This is a genomic window from Candidatus Phyllobacterium onerii (assembly GCF_028331445.1).
Classification (GTDB): Bacteria; Pseudomonadota; Alphaproteobacteria; order Rhizobiales; family Rhizobiaceae; genus Phyllobacterium; species Phyllobacterium onerii.
Window position 1 is genome coordinate 125,285 of the sequence record NZ_JAQMHX010000009.1, and the last position, 22,958, is coordinate 148,242.

At 55.8% G+C, this 22,958-nt stretch carries 19 protein-coding genes and 2 pseudogenes; 17 read left to right on the forward strand and 4 right to left on the reverse strand.

Features of this window, described 5'->3' with window-relative positions; translation table 11 throughout:
• Positions 1 to 73: 73 nt before the first annotated feature.
• On the reverse strand, positions 74 to 1,390 hold the full coding sequence (locus PHA01_RS20360) for a type 2 periplasmic-binding domain-containing protein (protein WP_271898179.1): 1,317 nt from the start codon (positions 1,388 to 1,390) through the stop codon (positions 74 to 76).
• Between the two features lie 177 nt (positions 1,391 to 1,567).
• Here PHA01_RS20360 and PHA01_RS20365 point away from each other — a divergent pair, with 177 nt between their 5' ends.
• From PHA01_RS20365 to PHA01_RS20380, 4 genes are all read left to right on the forward strand, one after another.
• The gene (locus PHA01_RS20365) at positions 1,568 to 2,368 is read left to right on the forward strand and encodes an IclR family transcriptional regulator (protein ID WP_271898302.1); all 801 of its coding nucleotides are present in this window, start codon (positions 1,568 to 1,570) and stop codon (positions 2,366 to 2,368) included.
• A 13-nt stretch (positions 2,369 to 2,381) separates the two neighbouring features.
• Positions 2,382 to 3,233, forward strand: a complete 852-nt coding sequence (locus PHA01_RS20370) for an amidohydrolase family protein (RefSeq protein ID WP_271898180.1) — start codon at positions 2,382 to 2,384, stop codon at positions 3,231 to 3,233.
• 92 nt (positions 3,234 to 3,325) lie between these two features.
• Positions 3,326 to 5,161: a monovalent cation:proton antiporter-2 (CPA2) family protein gene (locus tag PHA01_RS20375; RefSeq protein ID WP_271898181.1), complete on the forward strand. Its 1,836-nt coding sequence runs from the start codon at positions 3,326 to 3,328 to the stop codon at positions 5,159 to 5,161.
• 16 nt (positions 5,162 to 5,177) lie between these two features.
• Positions 5,178 to 5,729, forward strand: coding sequence for a DUF924 family protein (locus PHA01_RS20380; protein ID WP_271898182.1), 552 nt, complete (start codon positions 5,178 to 5,180; stop codon positions 5,727 to 5,729).
• Between the two features lie 33 nt (positions 5,730 to 5,762).
• Here the strand turns inward: PHA01_RS20380 and PHA01_RS20385 are convergent, their stop codons facing one another.
• Positions 5,763 to 7,562 (reverse strand): calcium-binding protein, encoded by a 1,800-nt coding sequence (locus PHA01_RS20385; RefSeq protein WP_271898183.1) that lies wholly within the window; start codon positions 7,560 to 7,562, stop codon positions 5,763 to 5,765.
• Between the two features lie 532 nt (positions 7,563 to 8,094).
• On the opposite strand from PHA01_RS20385, the gene PHA01_RS20390 reads away from it, so the two are divergent.
• The 12 genes from PHA01_RS20390 (at position 8,095) to PHA01_RS20445 (ending at position 19,921) form a co-directional block, all read left to right on the forward strand.
• On the forward strand, positions 8,095 to 9,666 hold the full coding sequence (locus tag PHA01_RS20390; protein WP_271898184.1) for a TerC family protein: 1,572 nt from the start codon (positions 8,095 to 8,097) through the stop codon (positions 9,664 to 9,666).
• 140 nt (positions 9,667 to 9,806) lie between these two features.
• Positions 9,807 to 10,463 carry a response regulator transcription factor gene (locus tag PHA01_RS20395; protein WP_271898185.1) on the forward strand — a complete coding sequence of 219 codons (657 nt, stop codon included), beginning with the start codon at positions 9,807 to 9,809 and terminating at the stop codon, positions 10,461 to 10,463.
• Positions 10,460 to 11,836 carry a sensor histidine kinase gene (locus PHA01_RS20400; protein WP_271898186.1) on the forward strand — a complete coding sequence of 459 codons (1,377 nt, stop codon included), beginning with the start codon at positions 10,460 to 10,462 and terminating at the stop codon, positions 11,834 to 11,836. Before PHA01_RS20395 ends, PHA01_RS20400 begins: the two co-directional genes overlap by 4 nt.
• A gap of 102 nt (positions 11,837 to 11,938) precedes the next feature.
• Complete coding sequence (locus PHA01_RS20405) at positions 11,939 to 12,622, forward strand: MtnX-like HAD-IB family phosphatase (RefSeq protein WP_271898187.1); 684 nt, start codon at positions 11,939 to 11,941, stop codon at positions 12,620 to 12,622.
• A gap of 19 nt (positions 12,623 to 12,641) precedes the next feature.
• Positions 12,642 to 14,063: an aspartate aminotransferase family protein gene (locus PHA01_RS20410; RefSeq protein WP_271898188.1), complete on the forward strand. Its 1,422-nt coding sequence runs from the start codon at positions 12,642 to 12,644 to the stop codon at positions 14,061 to 14,063.
• A gap of 4 nt (positions 14,064 to 14,067) precedes the next feature.
• Entirely contained in the window at positions 14,068 to 15,018 is a 951-nt protein-coding gene (locus tag PHA01_RS20415; protein WP_271898189.1) for an arginase family protein, read from the forward strand.
• Entirely contained in the window at positions 15,015 to 15,368 is a 354-nt protein-coding gene (locus tag PHA01_RS20420) for a DMT family transporter (protein WP_262291572.1), read from the forward strand. Before PHA01_RS20415 ends, PHA01_RS20420 begins: the two co-directional genes overlap by 4 nt.
• Positions 15,365 to 16,240 carry a fatty acid desaturase family protein gene (locus PHA01_RS20425; RefSeq protein ID WP_271898190.1) on the forward strand — a complete coding sequence of 292 codons (876 nt, stop codon included), beginning with the start codon at positions 15,365 to 15,367 and terminating at the stop codon, positions 16,238 to 16,240. Before PHA01_RS20420 ends, PHA01_RS20425 begins: the two co-directional genes overlap by 4 nt.
• Entirely contained in the window at positions 16,227 to 17,045 is an 819-nt protein-coding gene (locus PHA01_RS20430) for an alpha/beta hydrolase (RefSeq protein ID WP_271898191.1), read from the forward strand. Before PHA01_RS20425 ends, PHA01_RS20430 begins: the two co-directional genes overlap by 14 nt.
• Positions 17,026 to 18,204 carry a peptidogalycan biosysnthesis protein gene (locus PHA01_RS20435; RefSeq protein ID WP_271898192.1) on the forward strand — a complete coding sequence of 393 codons (1,179 nt, stop codon included), beginning with the start codon at positions 17,026 to 17,028 and terminating at the stop codon, positions 18,202 to 18,204. Before PHA01_RS20430 ends, PHA01_RS20435 begins: the two co-directional genes overlap by 20 nt.
• Positions 18,201 to 18,626: an EamA family transporter gene (locus PHA01_RS20440; RefSeq protein WP_271898193.1), complete on the forward strand. Its 426-nt coding sequence runs from the start codon at positions 18,201 to 18,203 to the stop codon at positions 18,624 to 18,626. Before PHA01_RS20435 ends, PHA01_RS20440 begins: the two co-directional genes overlap by 4 nt.
• Entirely contained in the window at positions 18,623 to 19,921 is a 1,299-nt protein-coding gene (locus tag PHA01_RS20445) for a cyclopropane-fatty-acyl-phospholipid synthase family protein (protein ID WP_334312044.1), read from the forward strand. The genes PHA01_RS20440 and PHA01_RS20445 overlap by 4 nt, the downstream gene beginning before the upstream one ends.
• A gap of 7 nt (positions 19,922 to 19,928) precedes the next feature.
• Here the strand turns inward: PHA01_RS20445 and PHA01_RS20450 are convergent, their stop codons facing one another.
• Both PHA01_RS20450 and PHA01_RS20455 read right to left on the reverse strand, forming a co-directional pair.
• The gene (locus PHA01_RS20450; protein ID WP_271898194.1) at positions 19,929 to 20,771 is read right to left on the reverse strand and encodes a MipA/OmpV family protein; all 843 of its coding nucleotides are present in this window, start codon (positions 20,769 to 20,771) and stop codon (positions 19,929 to 19,931) included.
• A gap of 162 nt (positions 20,772 to 20,933) precedes the next feature.
• Positions 20,934 to 21,652, reverse strand: a pseudogene (locus PHA01_RS20455) (RraA family protein).
• On the opposite strand from PHA01_RS20455, the pseudogene PHA01_RS20460 reads away from it, so the two are divergent.
• Positions 21,589 to 22,693 (forward strand): annotated as a pseudogene (locus PHA01_RS20460) (alpha-hydroxy acid oxidase). The pseudogenes PHA01_RS20455 and PHA01_RS20460 overlap by 64 nt on opposite strands.
• Positions 22,694 to 22,958 lie beyond the last annotated feature (265 nt).

Sequence of the window (22,958 nt, forward strand, 5' to 3'; positions counted from 1 at the left end):
TTGATCGAAAAGCCTCTTCCCGGACCTGCGGTCCCTCCCTCCCCACAAGAGAGAGGGACCACAGCGCTTGCCACTAAAGCTTGCCAGCATCCTGAAGGATTTCGGTCGCCTTTTTCGCCGCAGTGTCGAGCGCTTCCTTGGACGTCTTGTCGCCAAGGATGGCCGATTGCAGTTCCGGATAGACGGCGTTGGAAATCTCGATCCATTCAGCCAATGGCGGAACCGGGAATGCGTTCTTTGCTTCTTCCTGGAAGGCGTTCAGCACTTCGGTCTTGTATGGATCGCCCTTGGCCTGCTCGATGTCCCATTCCCATACCGCCGTGCGCGTCGGCAAGGGGCCGGCTTTCGCCTCGAGCTTCTGGCTGTCCTCGTTGGTAAGCCACCAGACGAGCGAGGCCGCAGCGTCCTTGTGGGCGCAGGCTTCTGTCACCGAGAAGCCATGATGACCCGACCAGCCAGTACGCTTGCCGGAAGAACCGGCGGGCGCCACCTTCACGCCGACATTACCGGCAACTTTCGAGGATTTGGGATCGTTGAAGAAGCTCGCCCAGCCTGGCCAGTCAAGATTGATGGCGATCGACCCTGACGCAAAACCCTGGCCGAGATCATCCCAGAGATAGTTGGTGGTACCTGCCGGAACAGCCTTGGCCTTGTAAAGATTGACGAACCAGTCGAGCGCCTTGACGCCGGCTTCGGAGTTGAAAGCCGGCTTGCCGTCCTTGTCGATATACTCGCCGCCGTCTGCGATCAGCATTTCGTAGAAACGGCCGTTGATCGCCTCTTCCTTGCCGGCAAATTGCGTGCCGTAGAAATCCGGTGCTTTGGTGAAGAAGATGGCCTGATCGCTGACCTGCTGCCATGTATCGGGCGGCGTCAGATCGTAGCCGTACTTTTCCTTGAAAGCCTTCTTGTTGGCCTCGTCGGCATAAATGCTCTTCTGGTAATAGAGTGCGGAAACGTCGAACTGTGCGCGCGGCAGCATGACCAGTTTGCCGTCCAGCGTTGATGACTTGATGTTCGTCGGGACGAAAGCGGCAATTTCTTCCGCCGGAAGCAGTTTGTTCAGGTCGGTATAAATATCGGGATATTGCGGCGCGAATGATGAATGGTTTGAGCCAACACACCAATTGAGGCTGCCTGAAGCGATATCTGACTTTATCTCCTTGTCGAGTTCGAAATGGTTCTTCTTCGACAGGATGTTGACCTTGGCGCCGGTCAGCTTTTCCCATTCGCCGATACGCTCGTAAAGCGGCTCATATTGCTGTCCGCCTATAAGCTTGGCATCGATCGTTACGCCGTCGAACTTTCCCGGCAGATCTGCACCAAATGCAGCTTGCACGCTGAAAATTGCGATGACGCCAGCCGAAACACTGGCCAACAGATTTTTCATGGTTCCCTCCCGTAAATCGAGCGGCCGCTCCCCGGCTCTCGCAATTTTGCAACACCCACATATGAGTGCTTCATTCATATACAAACATTTATGCGCTTGACCGTCAAGCATGGAAACTGCTTTCCTACGAATATCGTCTTCGTATATGAGTAGGGAGCGAGGGGAGACTTGGTCATGATAGAGGACGACGAAAGCGATCGTTATCGCGCGCCTGCGCTTGATAAGGGTCTGGACATTCTTGAGCTTCTTTCCGGTATCGATGGTGGCCTCACGCAAGCAGAGATCGCGAAATTCCTGGGCAGAAGCCCCAATGAATTCTACCGCATGCTCGATCGCCTCGTACGCCGCGGATATGTGACCCGGCTTGAGGGTGATCGCTATTCGTTGACGTTGAAACTGTTCGGGCTTGCCCAGTTGCACGCGCCTGTCCGCCGCCTTGCTTCCTATGCGACACCCCTGATGCGCGAACTCGCAGTAATGTCGAAACAGGCCAATCAGCTCAGCGTTTTCGACCGCGGCGCAGCCGTTGTCGTCGCCCAGCAGGAAGCGCCGGACTATTGGGGCATTTCGATCCGGGTTGGCTCCCACATCAGCCTGTTCAACACCGGTTCCGGTCATGTGCTTCTGGCATTCCGCTCCAATGAGGAGCGCGCCTTGATGATCGCCGAGTACGAGCAGCATGCGGACGATATCGCCCAACCACCTGATTTCCGCGAGCGGCTCAACCAGATCCGCGAGCGCGGCTACGAGATCATGCCGAGCGCGCAGACGGCAGGGGTCTTCAACGTTTCCGCGCCTGTGCTCGGCCCTGATGGAAGGGCGATTGCCGCGTTGACCTGTCCTTATATTCAGTTGCTGAATATCCCGGATGCGCCGGGCGTCGAAGATGCCCGCAAAATGCTGGTAGCCACGGCGCAGAAACTCTCGGAGCTTGCCGGGGCGGATGTCGTCCATTCGAGCGTATTGCGACAGGCGTAGTGGAGGAGAACCCATGACAGCCATGCCTTTGATCGACACCCATCTGCATCTCATTGACCAATCGGTGCTGTCCTATCCCTGGCTGTCCGGTACCGAGGCACTGAACCGCAACTTTCTCTATGAGAAATATGCGCTGCAGGCTCATCGCGTCGGCATTACCCATGCGTTGCACATGGAGGTCGATGTCGCTCCGACGGACATACAGGCGGAGACGGATTACATTGCATCTCTCGCGAAGCGTAGCGGCAACCTCATTGCCGGTGCAATCTCTTCCTGCCGCCCGGAGGAACATGGTTTTAGGGTGTTCCTGGAGCGTCAACAGATAAATCCCTTGGTAAAGGGCTTCCGCCGCGTGCTGCATGTCATGCCCGACAACCTTTCGGAAGATCCACTTTTCCGCGAAAATATCCAAAAGCTTGGCGGCACGGGACTTACTTTCGACCTTTGTGTCTTACCGAGACAAATCGACAGGGCGATCGCCCTCGTTGATCTCGCGCCAGACGTGCAATTCATCCTCGACCATTGCGGCGTTCCGGACATCAAGGCCGGGGCCCTCGACGAATGGCGCGGCAAGATCAGCGATATTGCGAAGCGTCCGAATGTTACCGCCAAGATTTCCGGGGTGGTAGCCTATGCCGATACAGAAACCTGGCGCGTTGAAACGCTGGCACCTTACGTCAATTACGTCATAGAAAATTTCGGTTGGGACAGACTGGTATGGGGCAGCGACTGGCCCGTCTGTACCCTTGGCGGGGGCCTCGCCACCTGGCTTGCTGCAACCCATGCTCTGCTTTCAGGCTGCAGCCAGGAGGAAAAGACCAAGCTGTTTTCGGGAAATGCCCGCCGGATCTGGAATTTGAAGTAGAACCCAGAAAATGGCCGGACTGTCTGAATGGGCTTGCCTGCTGCTATCTCCCGCTTTACCTCTGAAGCTCAAACCAACGATGCGGAGAAACAATGGCGGCGGAAATAAGCGGACCTGACCTTCTAAGTGTAGTCGTGCTGCTTGGGGCTGGCGTCGTGGCCGTGCCGCTGTTCAAGCGGCTCGGCCTCGGCTCTGTTCTCGGCTACCTCGCCGCCGGCCTGGTCATAGGCCCCTTTGGCCTCAAGTTCTTCTCTGACCCGCAGACGATCCTGCATGTCGCGGAACTCGGCGTTGTCATGTTCCTCTTTCTCATCGGCCTCGAAATGCAGCCGTCCAGATTATGGGGATTGCGCAAAAGCATTTTCGGCCTCGGCGCGTTGCAGGTCGGCGTTTGCGCACTGCTGCTAACCGGCCTCGGCATTGCCACGGGTTTCCCGGTTGCCCAGTCATTCGTCGCGGGTGCTGGTTTCGTCCTGACCTCAACGGCAATCGTCATGCAATTGCTGGAAGAGCGCGGCGAAATCGCCACACCGCAGGGCCAGCGCATGGTTTCGATCTTGTTGTTTGAAGACCTCACCATCGTTCCGCTTTTGGCATTGGTAGCATTCCTTGCGCCAATGAGCGCCGAAACGGCTGGAGGATTGCGCTGGACCAACATCGGCATAGGCATTGGCGCGATAGCTGGCCTCATTCTCGCCGGTAAATACCTGCTCAATCCGCTATTCAGGTTCCTCGCGCAGTCGCGTGCCCGTGAAGTCATGACTGCAGCTGCTCTGCTGGTCGTTCTCGGCGCTGCCCTGATCATGCAGTTTAGCGGCCTCTCCATGGCCATGGGCGCATTTCTTGCTGGCGTGCTTCTGTCCGAATCGACCTTCCGCCACCAGCTCGAAGCCGACATCGAACCTTTCCGCGGCATTCTGCTTGGATTGTTCTTTCTTGCCGTCGGCATGTCACTTGATCTGAGCGTCGTCGCAGCCAACTGGAAGATGGTGCTGTTTTACGTCGTCGCGTTCAAGCTGGTTAAGGGTGCCGGGATATACATCGTCGCCCGGCTGCTCCGCTCGTCCAATCGTGAAGCGCTGGAGCGTGCAGTCATCATGGCACAAGGCGGCGAATTCGCCTTTGTGCTCTACGCCGCTGCCACGGCGGTCGGCATACTCGACGGCGAAGCCAATGCCATTTTGACGGCGATCATCATCTTCTCGATGGTGCTGACACCGCTTCTCCTGGTCGCCTTGCGATATCTCATGCCCGAGGAAAAACAGGACCTCCAGGAGGTCGACATTGCGGAGGGCCTGACCGGAAATGCCCTTATCATCGGCTTTGGCCGGTTCGGTCAGATTTCCTGCCAGCCTCTGCTGATACGCGGCGTCGATATCTCGATCATCGATAACGACGTGGAGATGATCCAGGCTGCATCACAGTTCGGGTTCAAGGTCTATTATGGCGACGGCACGCGGCTCGATATCCTCCACGCAGCCGGGGCCGGCCGGGCGCAGGCAGTCCTCATCTGCGTCGACAAGGCTGAAACAATCCTCACAATCGCCAACCTGATCAAGGCGGAGTTCCCGATGGTCCAGATCTATGCACGGGCCTATGATCGCGGCAATACCATCGAACTCATCAAACTCGGCGTCGATTTCCAGATGCGCGAGACTTTCGAATCCGCATTGATCTTCGGCGAAAATACCCTGGTCGGCCTGGGTGTGGACCGGCAGGAGGCCGCAGATATTACGGCAGACGTGCGCCGCCGCGACGCCGAGCGTCTTGACCTGCAGCTTGCGGGTGGCATTCGCGCCGGCGCCGATTTGATGAGGGGCAACGCGCCGGTTCCTGGTCCGCTGATCAAGCCGCGGCAGACGGGCCGGGCTCTCAACGAAGAGACTGCGAGCGTGCTGCCCGCCGCACAAAATGCCGACGCCAATTAGGACGGGGGAAACAGTCATGCCTGAGATCGAGCAAACGACCATCACCGGCATCGTCAATTTCTGGCGAGAGGCGGGTGAAGACAAATGGTACGTCAAAGACGAGGAATTCGACGAGATTTGCCGCCAGCGCTTTCTCGAGGATCATTTCGCCGCAGCTCGCCGCGAATATGAAAGCTGGGTCGAAACGCCCGAAGGTGCACTGGCCCTGATGATCCTGCTCGACCAGTTTCCGCGTAATTTCTTCCGTGGCACAGCACATATGTATGCCACGGACGAACTTGCGCGCATGTATGCCGGCCGAGCGCTGGAGCAAGCCCATGATATTTCAACGGAAGCTGGTTTGCGGGTATTTTTCTATCTGCCCTACATGCACTCGGAGCATCTAGACGATCAGCGCCGATGCGTAGACCTCTGCACCGAGGGCTCTCCGTCCAATGTGGAATACGCGCATGATCACTATGAGATCATCCAGCGCTTCGGCCGCTTCCCTCACCGCAACGCCATTCTTGGCCGCACCACCACCGAGGAAGAGCAGGGCTTTCTCGATGGCGGCGGATTTTCGGGATAGAGGGCGGGAACCGCCCCCTTATTGCATTTCCGCTTAAAGGACGAAGAACTCGGCGGTCGGGTCTCCGAATAAATTGCTCACATAGAAGGAAAAATTGCCTCCCTCTTGGTCGTCGCCGTTCACATCGCCAAAAATGACACTGTAACCCTCCAAATCTCCCCCTCCGGGGAGGAAAGCCAGCTCGCCGGGTGCGCCGGTGAGGTTCTCTATGGACCCAACCCAAACAAATGCGTCGCTGTCCTCTCTGGTGGTATTAGCGTCAATCAGGGAGAGATCGATTATATCGCCATCGCCGCGGACAAAGTCTTGTATGAACGTAGACGCGGACGACAACTCTTCAACGGAAGCGAACGCAAATTGATCCTCCCCTAATCCCCCATAGAGAGTTTCGTTCCCACCGGTCACACCAAACCCGGCATACAGGAAATCATTGCCGTCGCCACCCACGAGAGTGTCGTTGCCACCGCCGCCGTTAATGAAGTCGTTGCCGCCTAGTCCAAATACTCTGTTATCGTATTCATTGCCGAAGAAACTGTTGTCGGCCTCCGTCAAGGTAAAATCCTCGATACTGTCGAGAAAGTAACTGAGTGTCGTCCCATCTTCAAATGTCACGTCCATTTGATACGGACTGCCTTCAATGGCTGCCAGCGACGCCGAAGACTGCCCAAGCGCAATGTTCACTCTGTCATTGCGATTAGAAATGTCCCAGTTATCGACGCCCTCACCGCCGTTAAATTGAGTGCCGTTATCGGGCATAGTATCGGCATCTACATTCTCGACGAGACTGCCAGTTTCGACATTGTTGTTGCCATTGAAGCCATCGTTACCAGGGCCGCCATTGTACTGATCGACCCCTCCACCCATACCGATCAGGTCATCGCCTGCGCCGGCGTTAACCACATCATTTCCATCATTTGGTCTACCGACAATGACGTTATTGCCGTCGTCGCCGTTGACGGTATCATTTCCGGGGCCGCCATCGGCCGAACCGCTCTCTTCCCCCGCAAGCGCGGCAAAACTGGCAACCGCAGCTGCTGCGCCAAGGCTCAAGACATCATCGCCATGGCCGCCGATCATCGTGTCCCCGCCGCCGCCGCCATCGGCGGAAAAGCCGGTAAGACTGGCCGAGCCGTCGAAGACATCAGCGCCGGCCGTGCCGACGAATTTCTCGATGGAGATGAATGTATCGCCCTGCGCATCGCCGCCGCTGCTGACCCCGCCAAGCAGGAGATGCACTGGATTTACGCTGGTGGAATAATCGGCCGTATCCGTTCCGGTGCCGCCGTCGAGTACATCGGCCCCAATACCACCAATGAGAATGTCATTACCGCCCATGCCATATAGCTTGTCGTTGCCGGCAAGTCCCGCCAGCACATTCACCGAATTATTGCCCTTGATCGTATCGGCAAACAACGAACCGACGACATTCTCAAAACCTGTGTAGGAATCGCCCTGCGCGTCGCCACCAGAGCCCGTACCTGCACCGTCTTTGTTAAGCGTGATCGTCACGCCCCCGGTAGATTGCGAGTAGCCCAGCGTGTCGCTGCCTTTAGTGCCATGTGGCTCGTTACCACCATCCATCGCGTCATTGCCAGCGCCACCTTCGATATAGTCATTGCCTTCCTCGCCCTTGAGGGCATCGTTGCCTGCGCCTCCTTCGATGATATCCGATCCCCCGCCCGCCTTGACCGCATCATTGCCGCCCAAGGCGAGTATGTGCTGGTTTATGTTACCGACGCTGGTAAAAACGTCATTGCCATTGCTGAGATTGATCAGTGGGCTGTCGACCACATCCAAAAGCTTGAGCAGCCCGATTGGTAGATTGATTGCCATGATAGTCCTCCCGTTCGCGCTGTGCGGGGAAGACCATCGTTTCGGGGCCCCTCACCCCCTCACAACTGCGGACTACATCATACGCCTTACTATGGATTAAATAAAGATACTTATAGAAATTGCTTTTACTCGAAATGTGTAACACAAAAGAACTATATTTCTTAGAGAAAGACTGTACGTTAACTATTGAAAACGTTGCCGTTTTGGAAATATTACACGCAAGGCTCCGAATGATTGCCAACGGCAAATTCTCATCCGCCCCTTGAATGGCAGCCTGCGGACTGCCATTATGTCAACATCTGGCACCTTAATTTTCACAATGACAGCCAGTCAAACAGGGACTGACCGCGCATCGATGCCGGACGATCAATCTGAAGAGCCTCCAAGTCCGGACTTGCGAAGCATGCTGACCCTGCATATGCGGCGTCAGCAAAAAGTTCCTGTGATTTCCCCATCCCCTCATTTTACCTGCGCCGCAGCGTCATCCGCTTGCGGCGCTGCACGCTAGATCTATTAAGGACCCGACAGCCCTATGGACTGGACACTGGACTGGATTGCCGACCCCAACGCCTGGATTGGTCTTGCCACGCTTATCGTGCTGGAGATCGTGCTCGGCATCGACAATCTCGTTTTCATAGCAATCCTTGCCGACAAACTGCCTCCGCATCAACGCAATCGTGCCCGGCTTGTCGGCCTCTCGCTGGCCCTGGTCATGCGGCTTCTGTTGCTCGCCTCCATTTCTTGGGTTATCCAGCTGACCACGCCGCTGTTCAGCGTCGGTGATATCGACTTTGCTGGAAGGGACATCATTCTCATCTTCGGCGGCGTTTTTCTCCTCTTCAAAGGCACGATGGAACTGCATGAGCGGCTGGAAGGCCATATGTCCGCCAAGGAGAGCAATGTAGCCCATGCGGTTTTCTGGCAGGTCATTGCCCAGATTGTCGTCCTCGATGCCGTCTTCTCGCTCGACAGCGTCATCACTGCCGTCGGCATGGTGAAATACCTCGAGGTCATGATGATCGCCGTGGTAATCGCCGTTGGCGTGATGATGCTGGCATCCAGGCCGCTCATGACCTTCGTCAACAAGCATCCAACTGTCGTCATTCTCTGCCTCGGCTTCCTGATGATGATCGGTTTCAGCCTGATCGTCGAAGGCTTCGGCTTCCACATCCCGAAGGGCTACCTCTACGCCGCCATCGGCTTCTCGGTCCTTGTCGAAGCCGCCAACCAGGTTGGACGTCACAATCGCGAAAAACGCATCACGACCATGGATCTGCGTGATCGCACCGCGGGTGCGGTCCTGCGGCTGCTCGGCGGCGGCCGCAGCGATGCCCCGCACTCCGATACGCTCGACGTAATTGCCGAACAAAGTGCGGCAGGTGATGTCTTCCATCCCGAAGAAAAGGAAATGATCCGCGGCGTGCTCGATCTCGTTGAGCGCCCGGTCCGTTCGATCATGTCGCCACGCAATGAAGTGGAATGGCTGGATCTCGACGAAACCAACGAAGAGCTGCTCGCCGAAATCCGCACCCTCGCCCACAGCCGTGTTGTGCTTGCCCGCGGCCGCGTCGATGAATTCGTCGGCGTGGCGCTCACCAAGGATCTGCTCTTCGCCATTCTCGACGGTGGCAAGATCGATTGGGAAAAGGTCACCCGTCAGCCGCTTATCTTCCATGAAAACGCCAATGTGCTTCGCGTCATGGAACAGTTGCGGGGTTCATCGGTGCAGATGGGCGTGATCCTCGATGAGCATGGCTCGTTCGAAGGGGTGGTCACACCAACGGATATCCTCGAAGCCATCGCTGGTGACTTCCCTGAAGAAGGCGAGGAAAGCCCGATCCTTCAACGTTCGGAAGACGGCAGCATGGTGGTTGACGCCTATATCGACATCCGTCGTCTTGGTGGGTTGATCGATCGCGATCTGGTCGATGAGGGTGACCGCTATACGACACTTGCCGGCTATATTTTATGGAACCTCGGCCACATCCCGGGCGAAGGCGAGAGGCTCACCGTCGACGATCTCGAATATGAGATCGTCGAGATGGATGGCCGCAATATCGGCAAGGTACGGATTTCGCCCACGCAAACGGCAGCGTTCATTTAGGCATCAGTTTCATTGAAAAGTTGCGAACCAATGTGCCGCCCGCAAAAAGCCGGGATGTTGTCTCTAATTCGCATCTTTCGGGGTTCGAGCCAGCAAGCGATGCTGAGCGCGACCTGATATCCTCGGAAGGTTCGATACAAATGCGCCTGTTACTGATCGAAGATGACGTGATCCTTGGATCGTCGTTGAAGAAAGCGCTGGAGAAACATGCCTACGGCGTGGATTGGATGCAGGATGGGGAATCCGGGCTTGCCGCGCTCGAAGACCTGATCTTCAGCGTCGTCGTACTCGATGTCAATTTGCCGAAGCTCGACGGAATCAATGTGCTGAGAGCGGCGCGGCAAAAAAAGAACATGGTTCCGATCTTGCTGCTTACTGCGCGGGACACTCCGCTACAGAAGGTTGAAGGCCTTGATAGCGGCGCTGACGATTATCTCGTCAAGCCCTTTGATCTCGATGAGCTGCTAGCACGACTTAGAGCGCTGATTAGGAGGCGGGACGGACGTTCGGATATGGTCCTGAAGTGCGGAGATATTGAAGTCGATCCTGCCGCCATGGTGGTGCGCAGCACATCGGGGCAAGTAGCGATGACGGCCAAAGAGTTTCAGATGCTGAAACTCCTCATGGAACGCGCCGGCAAGTACGTAACAAAAAGCGATATAGAATACGCTCTCTACAGTGCTGACAGCGCTGTAGAGAGCAATACGACGGAAGTCGTGATCTACAATCTGCGGAAGAAACTTGGCAGCGACTTCATCAAGTCGATCCGCGGCGTGGGATACATGGTCGAGCAATGATCAGATCGACGCTGACACGCAAACTGTTTTTCAGGATTGCGCCGACAATTCTGATTACCATCGCCCTGATCGGGGCGTTCGCCTTCCGCAGCGCCACGCGCGAAATCAACAATATCTATGATGCACAATTGATCAACGACGCGAATGTTCTTTGGACGCTGCTGGAACGCCAAGTTGAAAAGCCTGGCATTCATAAATCCAAGCAGGTCAATGATATTGATCTGGCGATGGGCAACCAGCTGGCAATAAACGAGGATGCGGATGATTATGCCGACGCCCATATGTTCCGTGCATGGAAGGACGGGGAGATTGAGGTTTTCTCGAGCACAGCATTCCCGAAGGCGGTTCCCGAGCAGCGAGCGGGTTTTACGGACGTGAATTACGGCGGCGAAAACTGGCGGGTGTACGCGCTGCCCATTCCGCAAACGACGATTACCGTGGAAGTTGGAGAAAAGCTTGCCCTTCGCAAATCGCTTGTGTCAAATATTCTCCTGAACCTGTCTTTTCCATTGCTGGTCCTCTTCCCGCTCATCGCAGTCTTGATCTGGTTCGGGATCAGGAGCGGGCTCAGCGCGATGCATGGATTGGTGCGCCAAATCCGCAGTCGTTCCCCGGATGACCTGTCTGTCATTCCCGTCGATACGTTGCCGAGGGACCTTTCTCCCCTCGGCAGATCGATAAATCAGCTTCTCGACAAGCTTGACCGCTCACTGACGGCTGAGAGGCGTTTCGCCGATCACGCTGCCCATCAACTGCGAACTCCTCAGACATCGCTCAAGTTATTGCTCCAAATGCTGGCGAATGCCGAGAGTGAGCAGGAGCGCAAGGCTATCATCGGCGACCTCGTGGCGAGTAATGAAAAGGCGATGCACCTGATCGAGCAACTGCTTCGCGCCGCTCGTGTTAGCCATCAGCCGATGCTGTTGAGAAGCGTTTCGTTATATAACACCGTGGCTTCGGTCATAGGCGAGTTCGGCAACATGATTCATCTCAAGAGACTTGAGGTGTCGCTGCACGGCGATGAAGATGCGCAGGTCAATGCCGACGAGCCTCTCCTTCGCCTGATGATTGCCAACCTCGTAGACAATGCAATCAAATACTCGCCCGTCGGCGGAACCATCGAAGCATCGATCACACCCAACAACGAGTCTTGGCTGCTATCCATCAGCGACAGCGGGCCAGGAATAGCGGCACAACATCGCGAAGCCGTGTTTCGGCGCTTCTACCGGGTCGATACGCCACATGCCGAGGGGTCGGGATTGGGATTGGCGATCGTCGCCGACATAATTGACCGTTTCTCTGCCACTATCGCATTGAACGCTGCACGATCGGGCCGAGGTTTGAGCGTAGACGTGCTGATGCCGAGAGCATAGCGCGCGTCTTCAGGCGATTTCAGTTTCAATTCATTTTGGCATAATTCTGCACTCAGGCACGGCTGATAGAACCCCCGCACGATTGTGCAAGGAGTTTTTTGAATGCACGTGTATTGCGATTTCGATGGAACGATTTCGGTCGAGGATGCGACCGATTTTGTGCTCTCAAATTTGGCTGATCCCGCATGGGAAGCCATAGAACAAGAATGGCTGGACGGCGAGATCGGTTCTGCCGAATGCATGCGCCGCCAGGTCGCCCTGATTCGCGCCAAACAACATGAACTCGACGATGTGCTTGAAGATGTCGTTATTGACCCGACGTTTCCGGCCTTCGCAGATTTCTGCAGTCGACACGCTATGCCGCTTACGATCGTGAGTGACGGCGTCGATTATTTCATCAAACAAATCCTGGTGCGCTCCAACCTCGGCCATATTCCGGTAATCGCCAACAAGCTGACGATCGTCAATCCGGAAGGAAAGCCATCCTACCATCTGGCTTCTCCCCATTCCGATCCGGATTGTTTGTCAGCAGCAGGGGTTTGCAAGTGCAGATCGCTGACACCGCGTGACTTGCGGGTCTACGTCGGTGACGGCCGCTCGGATTTCTGCGTTTCACATCAACCGGAGTTGGTCTTCGCAAAGGGGGAACTGGCTGACTACTGTTTTGCCGAGGATATACCCTTCATTGCGTACGAGACCTTTGCCGATCTCACCCACAGCCTCAAGAGCGCTGTTCCAGGCCTATCGACCAATGCTCTCAGCACTCCGCGCCACGCCGCCGCATAACCAACAAGCGAGAACCTGAATGAACACAAATTTTATCCTGAAGCAGCCCGAGCTCGTATCTCCGCTGCCGAACTCGGAACTCGAATTGCGTCTGCTTGAGGAAACCTATTGTTCTCACGGCGATACGGTCCATTACGCCCAGGAGCCGAGCTTTTTCGAATCGTGCGAAGGCTCGTACCTTTACGACAGCAAGGGTACGCCGTTCCTCGATCTGCAGATGTGGTATTCGGCGGTTAATTTTGGCTACCGCAACGAGCGCCTGAACGCCGCCGCACACCGGCAGCTGGACACCCTGCCCCAGGTGGCATCGCAATATCTGCACAGGGAAAAGGTCGAACTAGCGGCCATGATTGCTCAAGACGCAGAGCGGAAATTCGGCACGAAAGGACGGGTTCATTTCAATGTCGGCGGCTCGCAGGCCATCGAGGATTCGCTGAAGCTCGTGCGCAACTACTCAGGCGGAAAGAGCCTGATGTTTGCCTTCGAGGGTGGATATCATGGGCGCACGCTTGGCGCCTCGGCGATCACGTCGAGCTATCGCTACCGTCGTCGTTACGGGCACTTCGGCGAGCGCGCGCAGTTTATTGAATTTCCCTATCATTTCCGTGGCCCGAAAGGCATGAGCAAAGAAGAATACGGCCACCAATGCGTGCAGAAGTTCGCCCGCCTGTTCGAGAGCGAATATAACGGCGTCTGGGATCCCAAGGCGGGCAAGGCGGAGTTTGCCGCCTTCTATGTTGAACCCATCCAGGGCACTGGCGGCTATGTCATTCCTCCCATGAACTTCTTCAAGGAACTGAAGCAGGTGCTCGATCAGCATGGGATCCTGCTTGTCGTCGATGAAATCCAGATGGGCGTCTACCGGACGGGCAAGATGTGGTCGATCGAACATTTCGGTGTCAGCCCGGACATCCTCGTCTTCGGCAAGGCAATCACCAATGGTCTCAATCCGCTTTCGGGCGTCTGGGCGAAGGAAGAAATAATCAACCCAGGTATTTTCCCTCCAGGTTCAACGCATTCTACGTTCGCCAGCAACCCGATGGGAACCGCCGTAGCACTGGAAACCATGAAAATGCTCAAGGAAGAGGATTTCGGTGCGGTCATCATCGAGAAAGGCGCTTACTTTCTCGACGGACTGAAGGAACTGCAGAAACGCCACCGGATCATCGGCGATGTGGATGGCCTGGGCCTGGCCTTGCGCGTCGAAATATGCACTGAGGATGGGTTCACCCCGGACAAGTCGACGATGGACTGGCTTTGCGACGAGGGGATGAAGGGTGATCTAAGTGTCGGCACGAACATGTACGGTCTCGTGCTGGATGTTGGCGGTTACCACAAGAATGTCATCACCCTTGCCCCCAACCTCCTGATCAGCCGCGAAGAGATAGATCTTGCCCTGACGCTGCTGGATCAGCTTTTTATCAGAGTTTCGAAACGATAGGCTGATGCAACTCCTGCTCCTCCATCTCGATGATGCGCTTGAATTGCAGCCCGACTTCATTCGCGCCTGCCTGAACGCTGGCGCGTACGAGTTACAGGCTGAGAATGAAGGGCGGGCGATCAGGCTTTGGGGCAAAAACCCTGATCTGCATGCCGTTCGGACCAAGCTCGCGCGCAGGATGCTGCGGAGAAAGGATGCGCACCTGTGTTTCATGGGGTCGGGTGATTTTCATCACGTCACGGCGCTGCTGCTCGACGTTGCCCTCGAAAAGGATGGAAAGCCGGCCACGGTAATCCATTTCGACAACCATCCCGATTGGGTTCATTTCAAGGATGGCATCCATTGCGGTTCATGGGTCAACAGGGCATTGGAACATTCCCACGTTCGCAAGGTCATCACTGTCGGCGTATGCAGCGATGACCTGAAGAAGCCTGAACGGAAGGGAGCAAATCTTTCGCTGCTCAAAAAAGGCAAGCTTGAGCTCTATCCCTACGATCATCCACCGAGCAGGGTCAAAAAGGAATATGGGTCGGGGTCGAGCTACCAGCAAGATTCCGGCTCGCTCAGCTGGAACACCATTGCCGCTATTGGTGAGCAAAATTTCGTCGATCACCTCTTGTCACGGATTGAGACCGAAGCCGTCTATCTGACGATCGACAAGGATGTGCTGGCTCACACTGATGCGATCACGAATTGGGATCAAGGCAGCATGAGGCTGCCATATCTTCTGACTTTGATAAGTGAGATAGGCTGCCGACACCGCATCGTCGGTGCAGATGTCACCGGCGACTACTCGTTTCCCGCCTATGGCGGCGGGTTATGGACAATGCTGATGAAGCACGGCGAGATCCTGCTGGATCAGCCCCGACGGCCCTCGGATGCGCGTCTTGCGACCAACATCAACTCCGCAGGCAATCACGCCCTTCTCGAAATTCTTGCGCAGGCCATGTCATGAGCGGCACTTTGACCCTGCCAATGCTGGCGCTGATCAGTTTTTGCATTCTTGCGGAAATGGCGCGTGAGGTCTGCTTCAAACAGGCCGCGCACGCTTCGACGCTTCGCCAGGCATTGGTGAAACCCGCCACCTGGGTGGGAATTGTCTTTTGGGCGGTGGAACTGTTCGCATGGATGATGGTGCTCGAACACGTGCCGCTGTCTATCGCCTTTCCAATGATGGCGCTGAGCTATGTCGTCATCGTTGTCGCCGGAGCCTGCTTTTTCAAGGAACACGTCAATCTGCGTCACGCGGCCGGAGTTCTTCTCATCACGGCCGGCGTGACGTGTGTTGGAGCAACAGGACTATGAAACTCTTCAAACACACCAAATGGGATGCCGCTCCCGTTATCGCGGCAGTCGCTCACCTACTCTTCAATGTCTACCTCATCGCCGGATTTCACGGTCGCCCGTTGTGGTTGTCCGTTATTCTGGGCTGCGTTTATGCTGTCTCGATCTCGTGGAATATCAACAGCATCTCCCACAATTTCATTCACACGCCCTATTTTGCCGCTCGCCCGCTGAACTATGCCTTCAGTCTGCTGGAATCTATCACGATCGGTTTTTCGCAGACCTACTATCACTGGATTCATATGCGCCATCATTCCGGTAACAGCGACAAGCCGAATGAAAAGGGTGAGACAATCGATTGGTTGTCGATTTACAGACACGGCAAAAACGGCGAACCGGAGAACGTTTGGAGCTACACGTTCCTCAGCTTTTTTCGCGATGATATCGGCGACATTCCCAGAGGTGTTGCCCGCACTCGGCCGTTCGACGCGAAATGGGGCCGCTTCGAGCTTTACGCGTTCTTTGGTGTGGTCGGTCTGGCTTTGATCTATGACTGGCGGGCTGTCCTGTTCTTCGTGCCATTCTACTATTTTGGCAATTGCCTGTCGTCGCTCAACGGCTATTACGAGCATCTTCACGGTGATCCGGAAGAACCGATAGCCTGGGGCGTTAGCAGCCACAATCGTTTCTACAACTGGCTGTGGTTCGGCAACGGTTACCACGCAGAGCATCATTATCGTCCGCGCACACATTGGACAAAACTCCGCTCCTTCCACGAACAGATCGCGGACCAGCAAGAAGACGCTGGTGTCCACGTCATCAGCACGTGTCACGCGCTGGGATTCATGGCCAAGGAAAACCGCGCGTTGGAAATATCGAATGCAGATCGCTGACCCTTTTGGATATTTCATGGAGGGCACCAACGGTAAGGGTGTCCTTCTTGTGCATGGTCTGACTGGTGCACCCACGGAAATGCGGCTTGTGGCGCGACAACTGAATCGTCGGGGCTATACGGTCTATGCACCGCTTCTCGCCGGTCATGGTGGCGATGTCCGCAGGTTGCGCGGCACGCGTTGGCAGGATTGGCTGGGAAGCGTCGAGCAGGCCGTGGAGCAGTTGACCGCCTATACGAACGAGATATTTGCTGCCGGCATCTGCGTCGGTGGCAAGCTGGCGCTTCTGGCTGCCCACGAGCAGCCCGGAATGCTCAAGGCCGTGGCGATTTACTCTCCATGCTTCCTCTATGACGGCTGGAATGTGCCGTTCTATTACCCGCTGCTGTCGCGCAACATCACCTGGTTGGCTCATGTCCCATTCTTGGATCGCCTGAATTTCAACGAGACTTCGGCACTCGGCGTCAAAGACCAGCGTATGCGCCGGATGATGGAAAACATGACCAAAGAGGGCGTAATCGAGAAATTCCCTGGCAAAGGCCTGGTCGAGATGTATCGCCTTGGAAGAGCGCTCAAGCACGAGCTGCCGCATATGATGACGCCAACGCTCATTCTGCATTCAAGGGAGGATGATCTCAGCAGCCCTGCCCATGCCCGCTATATCAGTGACCATATCGGGGCCCCGAACGAGCTCCGCTGGATCAATGACAGCTATCACATGATCCATCTCGATCGGCAGCACAGGCAGGTCGCGGATCTTACTGCCGATTATTTTGGAGTGAGCCATGTTTCAGACCGTCTCTGAATCGACGCTCCGCGGGACAAGGTTACCGGCGAAAGACAACCCGCTCATACAAACGCGCGTTGTGAATTCCATCCGGGAAGTCGGCAAGCAAGCGTGGAACGCCTGCTTCGAAGATGAGGTCGAAGATTTCGATTGCATTCTAGCAATCGAAGAAGCCGGGATCGAAGGTTTCGCCTGGCGCTATGTAACGGTAATTGAAAACGGGACCGTAGTCGCCGCGATGCCGGCGTTCATTACCAGTTACCAGCTTGAGACGACGTTGGAAGCAGGACCTCTACGCCGCTTCATTCGTCGGATGCGCGGCTTCCTTCCCGGTATCCTCACGTTGAAGCTCGCGTGTCTTGGCTCCCCCTGTACGGAAACTGGCAAGCCAGGCTTTTGTGCCAACGTTCCGCCGGAACGCCAGCCTGATTTGCTGGCACGACTTATTGCCGGGTTCGAGAAGCACGCGGACGATGAAGGTTGTTCCCTGCGGGGCGTAAAGGATATTCCTGAACCTTGTGCGTCGGCGTTTGCACCGGTATTCGCGCAATCGGGTTTCGCCTCCATTCCCGGGCTTCCGACAGCTTGTCTTGATATCGATTTTCACTCCATCGAAAGCTATCTGAGCCGCTTGTCCCCTGGAACCCGCAAGGACATGCGCCGGAAACTGAAATCGTTTGATCGCATCCGGATCGAGACACGAACCGAACTGGCAGACGTCATGCCGCGCGTCTTGGCTCTTTATAATGCGACACGAAGCCGGAGTGAATGGCAGTTCGAAGCTCTGACCGCCGGATATTTTGCCGGCATCCTCGACCGTATGTCCGGGAAGTCATTCTGCACCTTGTATTTTGCAGAAGACAAGCTGCTGGCGGCTAACATTCTCGTTCACAACGAAAGCACGCTGATCGACAAGTTCTTCTGCATGGACGGAGAGGAAGGGCGTGCCTACGACCTTTATTATCTAAGCTGGTTCGCCAATCTGCGTTATTGCATCGACCACCGCATTGCCCGCTATCAGAGCGGCCAGGCCTATTACGAAAACAAACTGCGGCTCGGCAGCAAGCTCACCGCAAACACAATGTACTTCAAGCACCGGAACAGGGCCGTCCAATGGTTGCTGAGGCTTGTATCGCCGATGTTTGGCGTGGACGAGCCTCCGGGAGCCGCTTCATGAACGGCCAGCGCCTTTCCTGGTTCGCCATTCCGGTGCTGAACACGTTGTTTCAGATTTTCATCAAGCTTGCTGCCGATGCGGTGACTGGTCATACCAGTGGATGGTTTTCCGGATCGCTCGCATCGCCCTGGTTCCTTGCGGCCATTGCAGTTGAAATCGCCTGTTTCCTAATCTGGATGCAGGTGCTGTCAGAGCTTGATCTGAGCAAGGCGTTTCCGCTTTCTGCTTTAAGTTACGTGCTGGTCCTCCTGTCGAGCTGGCTTTATTTCCGGGAACAGATCACCGCACTTCAGTTGATTGGAAGCGCGCTCATACTTGGCGGAGTGTGGCTGATCGGGACAGCCTCCGGACGCAGCAGCCCCCGGCAAAACACGCATGAAATCAAGTTCCCTCCAGTTACGACAATGCGAGCCAGACGATGACCCAGGTTCAGTTCCAAAACTCCACTTCCCGCAGACACACAACGCCATCGGCGCTTGGCGATCGTGCATTGCATGCCGCGCTGCTTCGCATCGTCAGCACGGGTCGCCTGAATGTCACGACTGCCAGGAACAAAAGATTGTCATTCGGAGATGGGAGCGGGCCCGCGGTATCGGTGAGGTTTACCGATAGCCGGGCGCAATGGGCCTTTTTGGCCGACGCAGATATGAGGCTTGGTGAGCTTTTCATGGATGGCCGTCTTGTCGTCGATGAGGGCTCCATCTATGACTTCATCGCATTGCTGTTGCGGGAAGCCCAGAACACCACTCATCCTTGGCCAGCGCGTTTCATGGACGCTCTGCGCGCCAGGTTCCGCAAGCTGAAGCAGCCCAACTTGCCCGGCCGATCGAAGCGGAACGTCGCACATCACTATGATCTCGACGAGCGGCTTTACGAGCTGTTTCTTGACGTGGACCGCCAATATTCCTGCGCTTATTTCGAACACCCCGATCAGTCGCTTGAAGAAGCACAATTGGCGAAGAAGCGGCATCTGGCAGCCAAACTCCTGCTCGAACCGCATCAGCGGGTTCTGGATATCGGCTGCGGTTGGGGCGGTCTTGCGCAGCATATCGGTGCAAGGGTGACGAAGGGTGCAGTAGTGGGAATAACCCTGTCCGAAGAACAGCTTGCATATGCGCAATCATCGTTGGACCAGATGGACGGTCGTGTTTCATTCGAGCTGCAGGACTATCGCCACCTGAAAGGCCGGTTCGACAGAATTGTTTCGGTAGGCATGTTCGAACATGTCGGCGCCGCGTCATACGCGACATTCTTCAAAACATGCGCAAGACTGCTTGATGACGATGGGGTCATGGTTCTCCACACGATCGGCTGTTCCTCCACGCCTGGCTTCACCACACCGTGGCTAAACAAGTATATTTTCCCGGGTGGGTATGTTCCCTCGCTCTCCGAAATTGTTCCGCACATCGAAAAAGCCGGATTGATCGTCACCGATGTGGAGGTACTGAGGCTCCACTATGCCTCCACGCTCAAAATCTGGCGCGAGCGTTTCATGGCGAGGCGCGAGGCGGCGAAAGCGCTTTATGACGAACGGTTCTGCCGGATGTGGGAGTTTTATCTGGCTGCAGCCGAGGCAGCGTTCCGATATGAGGATCTTGTCGTATTCCAGATTCAGATAGCCAAGCGCAATACTGCTGTTCCCATAACGAGGAACTACATTCGTGACGACGAGCTAAATGCAGCGAGGAATCTTCAAGCGCTTTTCCCGGCACCGTGACACGGAATCAAAATCCGATATGGAAGGAACGGCTCAGAACAATGCCGATCGTATTCTGGTTTGGCGATCCAATGTCGGTAACAATCGGGCTGTCGGCAGCATCACCGACCAGCCTGTCGAATTTATCGTAGACCAGCAAACTCGTTTTGGGATTGATCTGATAGGTCGCACCAACAACAAAGCCAACGGATTTGAACCCTGCGTCCGGCGAGAATGCGCTCAGGCTACCGTTGTCCAACGCTTCGGCACTACTTACGCCGAAACTGTTTTCCATGTACGTCGCATCGGCGAACGAGGCCCGGGGACCTGCCGATAGCAGAAACTTGTCGCCAAACGGCTGGAACCAATCGACCGCAAAATCCGCGACAAAGCCGTCATCGCTCTGAACGCCCTGCCGGGCTTCGGCTCTTACGCGCAGCCGGTTGTCGATAAGCCAATACTGTCCAAAGGCACCAACGTCGACGCTCCAGTCGATTTCGTGCACACCAGGTACGTCAGACTTCGAACGGTTGCCTCTGATACTGGCGACAGGCCCGAGCTCGACGCCGCCAAGCTCTATCAAGGAGAAATCTATGTTGTCGTCGGGCGCGCTCAAACCTGCAGGTTCGTTGGCACGGCGGATATCGAAATTCGGCACAAAGCTAAAGTCATTGTCTCCCGACCCCTCAAACGTCGGCCCGTATTCGGTTCCGGCACCCAAGGTTACAATCCAGCCCGGATTCTCCTCGACGGTTGTGGCCTCCGGCTTATCCGCAGCTACGGAGGCGGTTGCTGACGAGAATATTGCTAACAGAGCAAGATCCAGCGTGCTTGGCAGCCTGACGCGCGCCCGACCGACAGGTAGCGTCATTATACTTCCCCATCCGACATGCTGCCGCCCCACGAATTTGCATCAGACGAGACTTTAGTGTCACCAACGGGCGAACGCGTCAAGATTAGCAATGATCCGGCAGTCGCAGTCGATTTGAATCCGAACATTGTCCGCCGGCGCTGCAGCGCATTCTGGGTGTGTTCAAATCATTCGACAAAGCATCCCAAGCGTTCCAGCGTCGACCCAGGCACGATCATTGTCGCCCGTCTTGATCGCTTCCATCTGACGCGTCTCCGCCGCATGTTTTTTGGTCGCTGCAGCGAACACTTCTTCGACCGACTCGAGTGGCACCGATGTCATTCCGTCGGCATCGCCGCAGACAAGGTCACCGGGTTGGATCACCATACCACCAATGGCGATGGGAACGTTTACCTCGCCCGGCCGTCCTTGTATGGTCCGCGATGAGTGACTCCCGCAGCAAAGACAGGGAACGAACCCGCGCTTAATTCCTCACTATCGCGAATGGCTCCAAATATGACGATGCCGCCAAGGCGGCGTTGAATTGCGTGCGCGACCATCAATTCGCCGATGATCGCATTAGTAAGATCTCCACTCGCGTCCACGACAACGATGTCGCCAGGCTCAGCGATATCCAGCGCCTTATGAACCATCAGATTGTCCCCCGGGCGGGATTTAACGGTGATCGCTGGGCCCACCATCCGCGCACCCCGCTAATAGGGGCGTAGCGATGCGCCTCCAGCAGCCATGCGGGACATCACGTCGCTTACGTTTGCTACTGGCAAATCAGAAAATTTGTTAACCCAGGTGCTGTCAACCTTGCGCTGCCGCTTACGAAATCCGCGCGAAACGACACCTGCCGAAGCCCCTTTTTGGTTATATCGCTGGAGCCAGTGAAACAAATGCCTCTCTCCGCCACAATGCCGAGGAGTTTCAGAAGTATGGATTTCGGCCGCGCGTGCTGACTGACGTCTCGGCGCGAACGACCGCGACAAACTTGTTTGGAACGCAGCACCTTTTGGCATCGCCCCGATGGGCATCAGTGCTCTCATGGCTTATGCGGCGATCTCGTGCTCGCGACCGCGGCGGCGGAAACCGGCATACCTATGGTGATGAGCGGATCATCCCTGATCCGGCTTGAGGAGGTGGCCAAAGCTGCGCCCCAATCCTGGTTTCAGGCATACCTTCCCGGCGAACCAAACAGAATCGATGCGTTGGTCGATCGGGTCGCTGCCGCAGGCTATCAAACTCTGCTATTGACTGTTGATACCGCTGCCCTCGCCAACCGGGAAAACAACATTCGGGCCGGATTTTCGACGCCGCTCCGCCCGAATGCCCGCTTAGCCTGGCACGGAATTTCTCACCCAGCACGGAGTATCGGCACATTCGCCCGAACGCTGCTTTTTCATGGCATACCACATTTTGAGAACTCGTACGCGACCCGCGGAGCACCTGTCGTTTCAGCCAATGTCATGCGCGACTTCGGAAAACGCGACCACCTCAATTGGAGCCACTTTCAGCGAATACGCGATCGTTGGCACGGAAGGCTGATAATCAAGGGGATCATGCATGAAGAAGATGCGGCAATTGCAGTTGGGCACGGCGCGGACGGCATCGTTGTCTCCAACCACGGAGGTCGGCAACTTGATGGGACATTGTCACCGCTCAAAGTTCTGCCCTCGATCGCTGATCACGTGGGCACAGAAACGGTGGTTATGTTGGATGGCGGCATTCGCCGCGGTACGGACATTATCAAGGCGCTCGCGCTCGGGGCAAAGTTTATTTTTGTCGGCCGACCGTTTCTGTATGCTGCTGCAGTTGGTGGCCAGCCGGGTGTCCTGATGGCCGCCGATATTCTCAAGACCGAGTTGCACCGGAATATGGCGTTGTTGGGTGTTAATTCCATCGAGGAAATTACGTCCGATCTTATAGCCGAAGTCTAAGGCTCACTGGCATGCATATTATTGGTGGCGTACCCGGATAGCTCCAACTGTCCCTGCCATGTGCCATGTGAAATAACGCTGCTGCCCGACTTTGGAAAACGCACCAGATATCTAGTCAGATAATCGGCTACGCCTTAAGTACTACGACCGATCCACAAATATATTAACCCACCCACAAGTTGCTTGACACCGCTTTTTGCGCGGCGTTTATCCTGTTCCAAAACAAACAGAGAATAAACGCTTTTCGTAACTTAGATTTGTACTT

Bases quoted from the DNA above. Each gene is read 5' to 3' on its own strand.
- PHA01_RS20360 (WP_271898179.1), bottom strand. From the start codon at position 1,390: ATGAAAAATCTGTTGGCCAGTGTTTCGGCTGGCGTCATCGCAATTTTC.
- PHA01_RS20370 (WP_271898180.1), top strand. From the start codon at position 2,382: ATGACAGCCATGCCTTTGATCGACACCCATCTGCATCTCATTGACCAA.
- PHA01_RS20375 (WP_271898181.1), top strand. From the start codon at position 3,326: ATGGCGGCGGAAATAAGCGGACCTGACCTTCTAAGTGTAGTCGTGCTG.
- PHA01_RS20380 (WP_271898182.1), top strand. From the start codon at position 5,178: ATGCCTGAGATCGAGCAAACGACCATCACCGGCATCGTCAATTTCTGG.
- PHA01_RS20385 (WP_271898183.1), bottom strand. From the start codon at position 7,562: ATGGCAATCAATCTACCAATCGGGCTGCTCAAGCTTTTGGATGTGGTC.
- PHA01_RS20390 (WP_271898184.1), top strand. From the start codon at position 8,095: ATGGACTGGACACTGGACTGGATTGCCGACCCCAACGCCTGGATTGGT.
- PHA01_RS20395 (WP_271898185.1), top strand. From the start codon at position 9,807: ATGCGCCTGTTACTGATCGAAGATGACGTGATCCTTGGATCGTCGTTG.
- PHA01_RS20400 (WP_271898186.1), top strand. From the start codon at position 10,460: ATGATCAGATCGACGCTGACACGCAAACTGTTTTTCAGGATTGCGCCG.
- PHA01_RS20405 (WP_271898187.1), top strand. From the start codon at position 11,939: ATGCACGTGTATTGCGATTTCGATGGAACGATTTCGGTCGAGGATGCG.
- PHA01_RS20410 (WP_271898188.1), top strand. From the start codon at position 12,642: ATGAACACAAATTTTATCCTGAAGCAGCCCGAGCTCGTATCTCCGCTG.
- PHA01_RS20415 (WP_271898189.1), top strand. From the start codon at position 14,068: ATGCAACTCCTGCTCCTCCATCTCGATGATGCGCTTGAATTGCAGCCC.
- PHA01_RS20420 (WP_262291572.1), top strand. From the start codon at position 15,015: ATGAGCGGCACTTTGACCCTGCCAATGCTGGCGCTGATCAGTTTTTGC.
- PHA01_RS20425 (WP_271898190.1), top strand. From the start codon at position 15,365: ATGAAACTCTTCAAACACACCAAATGGGATGCCGCTCCCGTTATCGCG.
- PHA01_RS20430 (WP_271898191.1), top strand. From the start codon at position 16,227: ATGCAGATCGCTGACCCTTTTGGATATTTCATGGAGGGCACCAACGGT.
- PHA01_RS20435 (WP_271898192.1), top strand. From the start codon at position 17,026: ATGTTTCAGACCGTCTCTGAATCGACGCTCCGCGGGACAAGGTTACCG.
- PHA01_RS20440 (WP_271898193.1), top strand. From the start codon at position 18,201: ATGAACGGCCAGCGCCTTTCCTGGTTCGCCATTCCGGTGCTGAACACG.
- PHA01_RS20445 (WP_334312044.1), top strand. From the start codon at position 18,623: ATGACCCAGGTTCAGTTCCAAAACTCCACTTCCCGCAGACACACAACG.
- PHA01_RS20450 (WP_271898194.1), bottom strand. From the start codon at position 20,771: ATGACGCTACCTGTCGGTCGGGCGCGCGTCAGGCTGCCAAGCACGCTG.